Source organism: Streptococcus sanguinis (genome assembly GCF_020729725.1).
GTDB classification, from domain to species: Bacteria; Bacillota; Bacilli; order Lactobacillales; family Streptococcaceae; genus Streptococcus; species Streptococcus sanguinis_V.
In genome coordinates this window covers 224,051-238,301 of the sequence record NZ_JAJEPA010000005.1, presented here as the reverse complement: position 1 = coordinate 238,301, position 14,251 = coordinate 224,051, and the positions used below count along the sequence as shown (strand labels likewise).

The following is a 14,251-nucleotide window of genomic DNA, read 5'->3' as shown; positions in this document are numbered from 1 at the left end:
TAGTATAACACTATTTTTAGTAATTTTTAAATGATTTGAACCTTACTTAATCTTTTTGTCTTTCTTTCAAACCTAGAAAGCCAAGAATTCCTGCCAAGGCTAGCCCAAAGAAACCAATTGTTGCTGTAGAAGTCTGGGCTTCACCAGTTTTTGGTAACGAAGGCTTATCATTTTTTTCACCATATCTGCCATCGGATTAGAAGTGGGATGTTTCTCCTTCAGATCAGTTATACGGTGATCCACTTCTTTCATACCCTTAGCTGTTCTCATAGAATCTGTTGTAGAAGGTTTCACATTCATTTGTTCTTGTTGATATGGTTGTGCAGACATTTCTTTTCCATACAGCCGAATTATTACTTGGCGAGTTGCGATAAGATTAGTCAAATCTGGTTTACCATCTTTAGCGCCATAGACTTTGACAGTCGCTTGGTAAGCATGAGTGCCATTAATGCGAAGTTGGTCAAGAAGGGCTTGTCCGTCTTTACCTGTAGTATTGCCGTTCAAATCCACTTCGTAGAAGTATTGACCTTTCGCCAAGCCTTCAAGTGGCAAGAGAGCAGGATTTTTAGCCGAACCATTATCTGACCATGGGGCTTTGTCTGAGGCTTTTAACAAGAGGCGAGTCAACATACCATCTCCACCGAAAGCTTCATACGGAATAACTTGATTAACACCTGCCAAGAATGGACCAGGAACGTTTGCTTTTTCTAAGTAGCTGGCTGGGACATCAATATGGTCTTTAATATTTTGGGTGACTGAGTCTTTGACTGATTCTTTTGAAACAAGGCCATTTAAACTAACAGTTACATTTTTTGTTGCTACAAGATTAGTCAAATCTGGTTTACCATCTTTAGCACCATAGACTTTGACAGTCGCTTGGTAATCATGGGTGCCATTAATACGAAGTTGGTCAAGAAGGGCTTGCCCGTCTTTACCTGTAGTATTGCCGTTCAAATCCACTTCGTAGAAGTATTGACCTTTTGCCAAGCCTTCAAGCGGCAATAGAGCAGGATTTTTAGCCGAACCATTATCTGACCATGGGGCTTTGTCTGAGGCTTTTAACAAGAGGCGAGTCAACATACCATCTCCACCGAAAGCTTCATACGGAATAACTTGATTAACACCTGCCAAGAATGGACCAGAAACGTTCGCTTTTTCTAAATAGCTAGCTGGAACATCAATATGGTCTTTAATATTTTTGGTGACTGAGTCTTTGACTGATTCTTTTGAAACAAGGCCATTTAAACTAACAGTTACATTTTTTGTTGCTACAAGATTAGTCGAATCTGGTTTACCATCTTTGGCACCATAAACTTTGACAGTCGCTTGGTAATCATGAGTGCCATTAATGCGAAGTTGGTCAAGAAGGGCTTGTCCGTCTTTACCTGTAGTATTGCCGTTCAAATCCACTTCGTAGAAGTATTGACCTTTCGCCAAGCCTTCAAGTGGCAAGAGGGCTGGATTGTTAGCTGAACCATTGTCTGACCAAGGAGCCTTGTCAGAAGATTTGAGCAAGAGGCGCGTCAACATACCATCTCCACCGAAAGCTTCATACGGAATAACTTGATTAACACCTGCCAAGAATGGACCAGGAACGTTCGCTTTTTCTAAGTAGCTGGCCGGAACGTCTACTGAGTCCTTAGTATTTTCTTCAACTCCTTTTCTAACTTCATCTGGAGTAGTTACCGATTGAGAAGTAGCCGCTTCACGATCTTGGTTTGAAACTTCAACAAGAGTTGCCTCCGGTTTAGCTTCTTTTTTTTTGATTGCTAACTTCTGCCATAGTCTGTTCTTCTTTTGGTTCTACCATTTCTTCGTTAGGAGCTAGGCTAGACTTATCTAGAGAAATAGTTTCATCAACCTCTTCCTTAGTAGCTGACTGATTTACAGGTAGAGCCGAATCCATTTCTTCTTTTAAAACTGTCTCTGGCAACTCATTCTTTTCTAATAATGACGAATCTTCTTGAAGAACTTTAGTAGGAGTTGAGGTGAGATCGTCTGCATGTACGGTATTTGGTTGACCAACTAGCAAAAAGAAACCACTGGCAACAACAACGGAAGCCACACCCACGCTTAAACGACGAATTGACCAGCGGGTATATTTTTGATTTGAATTGAATTTCATAAGATTCTCCTTTAGGTTTGTTTTTTTATGACTTTAGTATAATCTCCTAAGATTAAAAATGGTTAAGAAAAAGTTAAAATTTTTCTTAAATCTATCTTATAAAAGGATTATATTGTCCTATTGCTCATAAAAAAAACAGCTTGAATTCCTTCGCCATAAATTCCCTACTATAATTGACAATGAGTCAAAAAAATCCACCACATTGTGGCGGATGTTATCTATTAGCTCTCCATCTCAAAACGCTCACTCTTCTGCTTGTTTGGCAAAAAGAGAGAAAGTAGGATTCCAACTAGAGCTGGCACCAACCAAGGCAATGAAGCCTGAGCAAATGGAAGAGAATTTATAATACCACTTATCCTAGTGATATGGAACTGCTGTCCGAGAATACCCGCAAAGGAAATCAGAGTCACTGCTGCCACCGTCATTTGCATACCGATTTTGGACAGTGGTAAGAATTTATTGACAATGACAATCAGAACGATAACAATGGTAATTGGATAGAGAATTTGCAAGACTGGAACAGAATATTGAATGATGGCATTGAGGCCAAGATTAGCAATCGCAAACCCAATCAAAGTAAAGACAGTTGCGTACACTTTATAAGATACCTTAGGGAAAGTTTTATGAAAGAATTCCCCAGTCGATACAATAAGTCCTGCTGTTGTTGTAAAACAAGTCACAGTAACCATAGCTGCAAGGAAAATCTGTGCTGTAGGTCCAAAGATAGCCTGTGTCGCCTGCGACAGGACATAAACACCAGGATTGCCTTTGGCAATAATCTCAGCTGGAACTAGGAAATGATTGCCTAGAAAAGCCAAACCGATATACATGGCGCTAAAGCCTAACGCCACCATCAAACCAACAACCCAGATGGTTGAAACATATTCTTTTTTATTCTTGAAACCTAGCTGATTTAGAGTCGTTACTGCGATTACGCTAAAGGCCACTGAAGCCAAGGCATCCAAAGTGTTATAACCTTCCAAGAACCCTTGCCCAAAAGCTGACGCAGAATAAGCTTGCGAAGCCTGCTGAGGTGCATTTGAGCCGTATTTCAAAGCTCCTAGAATCACTAAGATAATAATCAAAACTGCAAAGACAGGCGTCAGAATACGCCCAATCCGATCCAAAATCTTAGATGGATTCAAAGAAATCAGGTAAGCAGCCGCAAAGTAAAGTGTCGTGAAAACAATCAATCCGATACCAGTCATATTTTTAGACAGCATAGGAGCAATACCAACTTCATAGGCCACCGTCGCTGTCCGCGGAATAGCAAAGAAAGGCCCAATTGACAAATACAAGGTTACAAGATAGACAATAGCAAACCAAGGCGCAATCTTCTGAGAAATCTCGTGAATATAGCCCTTGGGATTGAGCGTTCCGATAATCAAAGTCAGAACAGCAAGTCCAACCCCAGACAAGACAAATCCTGCAATAGCTGGCCAAAAATGCTGACCAGATAATGTTCCAAGTGAAGGCGGGAAGATCAAGTTTCCAGCACCGAAAAACATTCCAAACAGGAGCAAACCTGTCAAAGCACCTTTTTTAATCACGAGAATCTCCTTTTTAATTTTTCATGCTTTATCATTATATACGTAAATAGCCCGCTCCGCAACACTTTTAACTTTTCACGGTAAGTTAGTTTAAAAAACGAAATAAATCGAAATATTTTTGAAGATTTTTAGCAAATTCCTGACTTATCCACAGATTTAAGGCTTATTTTAAAGTAATACAAATAAATTTGTTTTAAATCGTATACTTTACCGACCTATCTCTATCTTTTTTTGATGGTTTACTTTCTTAAAACAGACATGCTCTACTGTTTCTTAATGCGAGAAAAATACAATATTGTACATCCTGATCCAAAACAAAATAAAAGAGATTTTTCATAGTAAAAAGGTTGAGACATCCTATCTCAACCTTTTAAAAATGGCTATAAATCATTTAGCAAACTTTACACATCGCTAAATCTTCTGTACTTAATTTCGAATTCAAAGAAGTTCTTCTCTTGCAGCATATGGAAAATATCTCGATAAGCCTCCTCATCAAAATGATGTCCCAAATACAAGATTTCAAAGCTTAATCCTTCATATTCCAGAAAGGCATTGGTCGTTCGAAAGCCATTACGCTTATAGAAGTCCATACGTGCTTGACGTTGCTCTAAATTATCACATTCTTCATCGACACGTTCTACCTCTAGAACCATGGTCTTTTGATAAAACTCTGTCAGTTTATGAATGATTTCTCCCCCATAGCCATGGCTGCGAAGGTGCGGCATAATCGCAAAGAAGCTGACATAGAACATTTTTTCGTTATAAACTGCAAAAGCAAAACCAACAAATTCTTCCTCATTATAGAAGGCAAAGAAATGAGACCGTTCATCATTGGTATAGCGGAGAAATTCATTAATAGGAACTCTCTCTTCTTCTGGAAAGGCTTCTCGATTAAGAGCTTCTACCTTATCTAAATCAGGAAATTCTGCTGTAATAATTTGACTCGTTAAAGACATTGCTACCTCACTTTGCTTATATTCTAGCAGTTATCAAATGATTTAGCAAACCTTTTAAACTTCTTCCGCTTTTTTAGAAAATTGACTCTGATAAAGGTCATAATAAAATCCTTTATCAGCCAAGAGACTCTCGTGATTGCCTTGCTCGATAATCTGACCATCCTTGAGCACCAAAATCTTATCCGCTTCTTGAATGGTCGACAGTCGGTGAGCAATGACAAAACTGGTCCGCCCCTGCATGAGAGTCTTCATAGCTTTCTGAATCAAGAGCTCCAGCCGTGTATCGACAGATGAGGTCGCTTCATCCAAAATCAGAATCTTAGGATTGGCCAAAAGAGCCCTCGCAATCGTAAGCAACTGCTTCTGCCCCAGCGAGATATTGCTGGATTCTTGATTCATTTCCATATTGTAGCCACCTGGCAAAGTCCGGATAAAATGATCCACATTAGCCGCCTTGGCTGCCTCTACAATTTCTTCATCAGTGGCTTGCAGATTGCCAAAACGAAGATTTTCCTTGATAGTCCCCTCATAAAGCCAAGCATCCTGCAGCACCATACCGAACTGTTTACGGTAGTCCTGACGGGACAGATGTCGTATATCATGGCCATCCACCGTAATCGCGCCTTTGGTCACATCGTAGAAACGCATAAGAAGATTAATCAGCGTGGTCTTACCAGCACCAGTCGGACCAACAATAGCCACCATTTCACCTGGTTTGACTTCCAGATTGAAATTCCGAATGAGCGGTTTGGCTCCCACATACTGGAAGTCCACATCCTTGAAGCTAACCTGACCTGTCAGATCTTGATCCAGCTTTTCTGTCTCATCATTGACTTCGTCTGCTTCGTCCAGCACTTGGAAAATCCGGTCCAAAGAAGACTTGGCACTCTGCAGCTGACCAGCCAGCTGAGTCAGGTTTTGAATGGGTTGGTTAATCTGCCAGACATACTGAACAAAAGCCTGCATATTCCCGACTGTCAAGCGCCCAGCAATAACCTGAAGGCCGCCCAGCAGGGCCAACAAGAGGTAGGTCAGATCTGAAATAACATTCAAAACAGGCATCATTAAACCAGAGATAAAGCTAGCTTTAAAACCTACTTTCTGCAGTTTTTGCGTAATTTGTCGAAAATCCTCCTGCGAACTTTCTTCTCTGACATATAGCTTCAAAATATTAAATCCTGTCAGATTTTCCTGAACAAAGCCATTCATAGCCCCCAGTGCATCTGCCTGCTGTTTAAAGTAAGGCTGGGATTTCTTCACGATAAAGCGAGCACTGAGGTAGGTAATCGGAATCGAAACTACCACAATGATACCCAACTGCAGATTGAGCACCAATACCATGACGATAACCAAGATCAGAGTAAAGACTGCATTGATAACCTGCAGAAAGGACTGCTGCAAGGCGTTTGAAACAGCTTCGACATCGCTGGTAAAACGCCCCAGCAAATCACCAAACTGATGTTTGTCAAAGTAAGAAACGGGGATGCGATTAATCTTATGACTAAGTTCATCGCGCAAGTCACGAATGGTAGCCTGCACTGCATTAGTCATAAAGTAATTAGAATAGTAAGAACCGATTTCATAAAAAATCGCCCGCACAAAATACAAGACCATGACCCAGCCGACATAGGACACATTAATCTGGGCACCAGCCACACCTTTAGCCATATCCAGCAAATTATTTGTCAGTTCAGTAATGGCAAGACCTAAGACAAAGGGCTCGACGACGCTCATAACGACGCTGAGGATTTTGAGGAAGATGGCAAAGGCGACTGCAAATTTATAAACTTTTAGGTAGCTCCATAGACGAGCAAAACTTGATGTGTTTTTCATGTCAGTCTCCTTTCTATTCCTCTGTCAAAGCTTGATTTTTCAGCTGCGAATCCGCAATTTCACGATAGATATCATTGGTTTCCATCAGCTCTTCGTGCTTCCCGCGTCCAACGATTTCGCCTTGATCCAGAACGATAATCTGGTCAGCGTCCATGATGGTTCCCACCCGTTGGGCCACAATCAGCACCGTTGCCTGACCTGTCACTTCTTTGAGACGACGACGCAGCACCGCATCCGTCTTATAATCCAGAGCAGAAAAAGAGTCGTCGAAGATATAAATTTCCGGCTTTTTGACCACCGCGCGGGCGATAGAGAGCCGCTGCTTCTGCCCTCCGGATAGATTGCTGCCTCCCTCGGCCAGATGAGTCTCAAAACGCTCTTCCCGACTCTCGATAAAGTCCTTGGCTTGAGCCACCTCAGCTGCCTGACTCAGCTCTTCCTGACTGGCCTCTTCCTTTCCATAGCGTAGGTTTTCTGCGATGGTTCCGGTAAATAGCAGAGCCTTCTGTGGGATAAAGCCAATCTTCTGACGCAGTGCCTTCAGATTGTATTCACGGACGTCCACACCATCCACTAAAATCTTACCTATTGTTACATCATAAAAGCGCGGAATCAGCTGCACCAGTGTAGACTTACCCGAACCAGTTGAACCGATAAAGGCAATAGTCTCACCCGGCTTAGCCTTGAAGGAAATATTATGCAGTACAGGACTCTCTGTCTCACCGGGATAAGCAAAGGTTACATTGTCGAACTCCAGATACCCCTGCGTATCTGTCTCTGTTACACCATCTTCATTAGGATTGATGGAAATGGGCATGTCCATGACTTCCTTGAGCCGCTGGCTCGATACCGCCGTCCGTGGATACATAGTAAAGAGATTGGCCAAGAAGAGGAAGGACAGCAGGGCGTGAAAGCTGTATTCGATAAAGGCAACGAGATTTCCGATTTCAAGACTGCCGTCCCGCAAAGGATCTAGGGCAAACCAGACAATGGCCACAATCATCGCAATAATAATCTGCACAAAGAGTGGCTCTGTCAGACCAGTCAGCTTAAAGAGCTTATTGGAGTTTTGCGCATAGACCTCATTTTCATCAGCAAAACGCTTCTCTTGAAACTCCTCTCTTGCAATAGCTCGTATAACACGCAGACCGGTCAGATTTTCTCTCACATACTGATTAATCTTATCAAGGGTCTTCTGCTGCTTTTCAGACAGGGGCTTGGTTTTAACCGCTACATAGATGACCACGACTGCCAAGAAAGGCACTGAAACAGCTACAATCCATGCCAGAGACGGACTGGTCAGAAAAATCATGAGAATACTGGACAGCATCATCATGGGAGTAATGACACCCATTTTAAGGGTTTGCTCCGCAAACTGCATGAGTACAAAAGCATCCGAAGTCAAGCGCGTGACCAAAGAAGACACTCCAATCTGCTCATACTCATGATGAGAATACTCTTGCAGCTTGGCATAGAGATCATTGCGCATATCCTGTACCATGGTCGTCGTCAGCTTCCCAGCCGCATAAGCCAGAACGATTCGCCCCAGCACTCCTAAGATAATAACGCCAAACATGACCCAAGCCCAGAAAAAGAGCCGGTCTGTCTGCTTAGGATTGATTCCCTCATCAATCATCCGAGCCAGCACCGTTGGCAACCCTAGATTGACAATCACAAAAAAGATTGCCGCAACAAAGTCCAAGACCAGCCACTTAGGATATCTCTTCAAATAAGACCAAATGTATAACATAACTCCTCCTTCACCATCTATTCAAAAATAACTCACTCTAAAGCACCCATGTGCTTTCTAAACACAGAAAAGAGCGCGCAAATGCACGCTTTAATACAAATATTATAACAAAAATATGAAGTAGGGTAAAGGTCATTTCAGACTTTTTTCTGCTTATCATCAGCCTCATAAATGACTGTCAGCAGCAAACTTCCTGAAAGCAGACTAGCAACTGTTTTAATTGCATGACTTATATAGAAAAACAAACCTAGTTTTCACTAGGTTCGTCATTTCTTATCTGCAAGAAGGTCTGAATTTAAGAGTAATTCAAGCTCTGCCCTAACATTTCAGACTTGCAACTTTGCAGTCCATTTGATAAACTCAAACCAATCACTTCTGGTTTTCAAAGATTGATTTTCTGAAATCATTGGTTTGATCAAGGTAAGCTTTGAAGACTGCTTTTTTAAGCTTGTGTACAGCACTGTCATGTTCTGGTTTATAGCCACTCCAAGAATACCAATTATCGTTTGCATCTTTGAGAACTGCTTCATCCATCAAGCTTTGCAACTCTTCAACAGTACTTATAGTCTTAGTAGCAAAACTTGTCCATGGTTGTCTTGTATCATCAAATGTGACCTTGTTCAGACTGTCGAACTTGTTTTTACGTTCTTCATACATAGCCTTCTTAAACTCAGTCCAACTATTAAATTGACCGTTGAAGACCTTGCGTAAAACCAAGTCATCTGTTACCAGACCTCTGGTCTTACCATAGATACTGATCGTTTTCCCGTTTTGCTTAGCATCATCTTCATACTGATTAGAGATATAAGGGACCATACCATCTTTGAAGCCCTTGGCTGCCAGAAGCTCATAAGCCATACGCCGTCCCATAAGATCTCCAGGCGTTCCTTTTTCACTGCTTAAAGCCGAATAAATCGGAGAGAAGAGTTTAATCGTATGGTAGCCATTTCTTTCTACATCACCATTTTTGTACTCACGCGCTGAAAGAATATCATTTTCAATGAGACTGTCAAATGAATTTAATTTTTGCGCATCCGCAATTGTAATATTTTTTATCACATTCGTTGCGTAAACATCATTTCCATCAGCATCTCGAACATATTTATTCTCGACTTTTCTCAGCGCATTCACTTTTTGCACATCAGACAGACGGTTCACGATTGACATTCCTTCTAGGTACTCCAACATATAAATGACATCAAACATGTTATGAACATAGTTTTTCAAATCATCCGCATTTTGGAATTGTTGAGTTGGATCCAGGACTTGCAAACGAGATTTTTCAGATGCATCATTCTTGTCATATTTGAGAATTGAGTTGACCGTGATTGTCGCATCATCTGGATGATCTGGTGCTTGCAACAAGCCCTTGGCGAAGAATTCTGGACCAAGTCCGCTTCTTCTTCCATATCCGCCTAAATAGATTTCATTATCAGAATCATGCGTCATTTCATGGGTATAGGTAATGGCTCCGTCCTTGTCCAGCATACGATAGCCCATGTAGTAAACACTATCACCAGTAGCATAGGCACCATGCTTATTGTGTACAACCTTGTTTCCAACAGGTCCGAAGAAATACTTCATAGCTGGATTAGAACTGTCAAATTGTGCCTCCGCTGTAGCCTTGCCGACAGTAGCATCATCACCAAACTTATAGGCATCATAGAGCAAGATGTTTCGATAGAGCTTTTCACGGCTCTGCTCGTCTAATATTCTATACCAATAATCATAATGATCGCGTTGGCGTTTTGCGGTTTCCTGAGCATTATCCTCAACAAACTTATTGAGTTCTGCTCCTGTTCTGTGCTCATTATTTCTATATCTGTCATAGGCACCAAAACCAAGACTGGATATAGTCGAGATGACAAAGACAGATCTTTCAGGCATTGTCAGCAAAGGTAGGATCATATTTCGGTATTTCCAAGTGTCGCTGGTAATTCGATCATATACCCCGATAGAATACTTGCTACCAGCCTGCTCTTGTTTGACCCTCACCTCATCAATAGCTGATTTTTCTTCAACGATATAAGCCTTGGTTTGCTCTTTGAACCATTGATTATTTGTTTTGTTTGGTAAAAATACCTCTCGGTAATTGGCTAGCGTGCTGAACAAATCTTTTGTTCCATTATTGTTTGCTAGGCTGATGCTATAAGCATCTACGTTGTTCTTGGCCAGAAGATTGTTAAAGCCAGATTTACCTAATTCAATGATCGTGTCTAGCGGTGATACGTTGTCCTTACCAAAGAAATCCATGTGGTACATGACTAAGTCTTTGATATTAACGTCACCATAGTTAAAGTTGTACCAGCGTTCTAAATAAGTCAGACCTAGAAGCAAGGCTTCCTTGTTGCGTTTGATTTTATCAACGACGTAACCATTAATCGTTTGATTTTCGCTGGCAATGACTGCATCAGCTGACAAAAGTTTTTCCAGTGTATTTGCTAGATTTTCCTTGGTTTTAGCAAACTGCTCTTCTAAGTATAATTCCGTCAGTGAAACACCTGAAGAAATACCTAGGGTGTTTCTGATAGACTCTAACTGATAATCGACTGCTCTCAAATCAGGCAAAACTTCATTGACGATTGAACTATGATTTTGTAAGAATTGATTTGGCGTATAGATGAGACCTGTATCGCCCACGCGATATTCTGCTAACTTACTAAAGTCAGATTGGTAGATGAGATCTAGCTTTTCAGATGAATGATCCTTATAGTGAAGCAAGAGCTTATTAGCCGCCTCTTTATGTGAAGCAATATCTGTAATCACTTCATTATCTTTCATCATGACTGCAGATAAGACTTCTTTTTCATGCAAAGCGCTATCTTCTTTTACCAGATTACCGTATTTGACAATGGTTGCCTTATTATAAAACGGCAGTAGTTTTTCTATATTCTTATATGCTAAAGCTCGACTGGCTTGATAGCCTTCAACCTTAGAAAAATCGCTTTCTTTATTAGTGCTAGTCAGCAAGGTTTCGACTTTCGGTACAGAAAGAGAGTTAATTTCAGATTTCTTACTTGCGATTTGAGAAGCATCAAGGATTGTACCTCTCTCTTCGAGAGATTCCTTGGTGACAACCTCATCCTTTTCAAGAGTCACTTTGTAGACTCTGTTGTCCTTGTTGCTATATGAGTCAGTTATCCTCATTCCTCGATAGTGATAACCACTAATCGCATTCCCATTCATAACATTGACATCGCTAAGAACATTATGCAATCTTCCAGCATGTCTCTCTTCACTAGAGTCTCTATCCCACAAGTAGCCAGCCACACCAGCAACACTTCCAAAGCGCTTCACATTATTAATGTCACCCTCGGCGTAACTATTGCTGATAAGCGCATCTTTCTCGACAAGACCTGCAAGACCGCCGACAGTTTGGTTTGTGCTATCCGCATTTGACGAGATGGTAATCGTAGCTTTTGACTTATCAACTACTGCATTGATGCCAGTCAGTTGACCTACTAATCCTCCAATATTGTATGGTGCCCTCGTTTCATAGGAGTTGATAATTCTTCCCTTGAAACCACTATTCGTAATCTTAGAATTATCAGCCTTCCAAACCAAGCCACCAATGCCACGTTCACCAGCCAGAACACCGTCTACATGGACATTGTTAATCCTTGTTGCATTATTCGCTTCATTTGCAAGGGCCCCAATGTCAGATTTCCCTGAGATATTTACATCTTTAAGAGCCAGATTTTCTACAGTAGCTCCACTCAAAGTGTCAAATAAAGGCTTCTTCAAATTATAAATAGCATAATTTTTTCCGTCTTTGCTGCCAAAGAGCTTACCTGTAAATCTGCCCTTTATATAACTGCTAGCGCCATTTTCTAGTTCGACCTCATTGGCATTCAGACTAGCACTTAAATAATAAGTTCCTCCAAGATCATTATTTATAGCTTGAACCAAATTACTAAAGGAAGTAAAGTTTGTGACTTCTCTCTCAGCCTTTTTAGCTAGATAGAAAGTAAAATTGTCCTCGTACTTATTGTTGATATCCTGTTTTAATTTTTCAGTACTTGCAGTAATTTTATAAACTGGCTGACCATCTTTCGTGCTATTTACTATTGACGAAATCGGCAAGAAAACATCTTTAAATTTAGAAGATTTTACTTTCACGAAATAATTCTCTTGATTGCTTGGAATAGCCTCCAGAGAAACGTGCTGTTTGTATTTTCCATCAGTTAGACTATACAGCTCTACATCAGATACATTTCTTAGCTCGATATTCTTTTCTGGTTCTTGCTTCGGCTCTTTCGGCTCTTGAGCTTTTTCAGCAGGATTTTCCGCTTCTGGCGCTGCTGGTTCGATGTTTCCAGTATACTCTTGCGGAGGTTCTACCTGCTCAGGCTCAACGATCGCTCCAGCTTGAGTTCCTGTATATTCAGGTAACGAAGACACTTGTTCAGGTTCTACGATTGCTCCTGCTTGGACTCCTGTGTACTCCGGCAATGGAGTAACTTGCTCGGGTTCTACAATTGCACCAGCTTGAGCTCCTGTGTATTCTGGTAAGGGAGTCATTTGCACAGGTTCTACTATCGCACCTGATTGAACACCTGTATACTCTGGCAATGGAGTAACTTGCGTGGGTTCTACTATTGCGCCGGATTGAGTTCCTGTATATTCTGGTAATGGAGTCGCTTGTTCGGGCTCAACTACCGCACCTGATTGAACGCCTGTATATTCAGGCAACGGTGCGACTTGTTCGGGTTCAACGATTGCCCCAGATTGGACACCTCCAATCTCCGGTTCAATTTGTTCAGGCTCAACGATGGCTCCAGATTGGACTCCTGTGTACTCTGGTAAGGGAGCGGCTTGCTCGGGTTCCACTAAGTTAGAAGCTACTGATTTTTCGCTAGTCGCTTCAAGCTTTTTAGTCCCTTTTTCCACTATTTTAGGAGTTGCTTCCTCTATTTTAGTCGAAAGAACCTCTCTAGAAACTTCCGCATTATCTACAGTAAAAATTCGAACGACTTCGATTTTACGGCCTAGTTTACCTTCTTGTTTTACTCTTACAGTACCTTCAGGTAAATCCGGATCTTCTTGTATTTGTTCTCCAAAGGCTATCTCAGTTTCAATGGTCTCTTCTTTGTATAATAGTTCAGGCTTAACTACTCGGCCAGACAAGACTTCATCTTGGGGCTCAATTGTATTAACGCCAAGAGTTTGATTTTTCAGCCCATTCTTATCAAAAGAAACTGAATAATCTAGATTCTTATTTTGGTTTAAAACTTCTTTATCCTCATTAGCATTCTGCTGATTATCAAGAATCTTATTGTCTAATAATTTTTTAATTGATTCATCTTTTATGTAGCCAACATAGGTATAGCCTGAGATTTCACCTGGTGAAGGCAGACTTTCCCCAGCCGACACTTGATATTCGGCATTATACTGTAGCAAGATCCCATTTTCCAGCGCATCGACAGATAGTATCAAGCCTCCTCCGACACCAGCACTCACCAAAACAGTCAAGAGGAACTTGCTTTGAACCTTTCTTTTTGACACAAGAAAAACAACCAATCCTATCGTCGTTAACAGACCAGCCGTCATCATAGTATTGGAATTGTTACTGTCGCCTGTATTAGGTAAGGTTTTTGCTCCAGCATTTGAGTTTAACCTGTAGACAAGATAGTAAGTCTCCTCATTGCCTTCTGACATTTTAGGAAATCCACTTACAATCAACTCCTTTTCTTGCAGAGTTATTTCAGTATCTGTCACGTATTTATAGTGTACATTCAACTTTTCCTGCGCTTGAACAGAGTCAACCCCAACGATAGACACAAAAAACAAACTAGAAATAGCAGCCGAAACAAGTCCGACAGCTAATTTCCTAAAAGCAAACCGAGTTTGCTTCTCCCCAAAAAACTTTTTCATAAAATCCCTTTCAAATTATTCTAAAAAGAATAACAAATCCTTTAACCAGAGAATGAGCAACAGTAAGCCATTGCATTCATTCATCTGAATCCCCCTAACAAAAATCTCCTAATCAACAATCTCATATAACTTTTATCTTATTCATAATATCTCCTAAATCGCA

General features: G+C 41.0%; 5 protein-coding genes and 1 pseudogene. All 6 read right to left on the bottom strand.

Annotation, left to right across the window (positions count from 1 at the left end):
• Positions 1 to 46: 46 nt before the first annotated feature.
• Positions 47 to 2,125: pseudogene (locus K4I03_RS01095) on the bottom strand (SSURE domain-containing protein).
• Between the two features lie 221 nt (positions 2,126 to 2,346).
• Positions 2,347 to 3,675 carry a branched-chain amino acid transport system II carrier protein gene (brnQ, locus tag K4I03_RS01090; RefSeq protein ID WP_227963423.1) on the bottom strand — a complete coding sequence of 443 codons (1,329 nt, stop codon included), beginning with the start codon at positions 3,673 to 3,675 and terminating at the stop codon, positions 2,347 to 2,349.
• Between the two features lie 401 nt (positions 3,676 to 4,076).
• A complete protein-coding gene (locus tag K4I03_RS01085; protein WP_002895565.1) occupies positions 4,077 to 4,631 on the bottom strand; it encodes a GNAT family N-acetyltransferase in 555 nt (184 codons plus the stop codon).
• Between the two features lie 54 nt (positions 4,632 to 4,685).
• Positions 4,686 to 6,464 carry an ABC transporter ATP-binding protein gene (locus tag K4I03_RS01080; protein WP_227963422.1) on the bottom strand — a complete coding sequence of 593 codons (1,779 nt, stop codon included), beginning with the start codon at positions 6,462 to 6,464 and terminating at the stop codon, positions 4,686 to 4,688.
• 13 nt (positions 6,465 to 6,477) lie between these two features.
• Positions 6,478 to 8,214 carry an ABC transporter ATP-binding protein gene (locus tag K4I03_RS01075; protein WP_227963421.1) on the bottom strand — a complete coding sequence of 579 codons (1,737 nt, stop codon included), beginning with the start codon at positions 8,212 to 8,214 and terminating at the stop codon, positions 6,478 to 6,480.
• A 369-nt stretch (positions 8,215 to 8,583) separates the two neighbouring features.
• On the bottom strand, positions 8,584 to 14,088 hold the full coding sequence (locus tag K4I03_RS01070) for a ZmpA/ZmpB/ZmpC family metallo-endopeptidase (protein WP_227963420.1): 5,505 nt from the start codon (positions 14,086 to 14,088) through the stop codon (positions 8,584 to 8,586).
• Positions 14,089 to 14,251 lie beyond the last annotated feature (163 nt).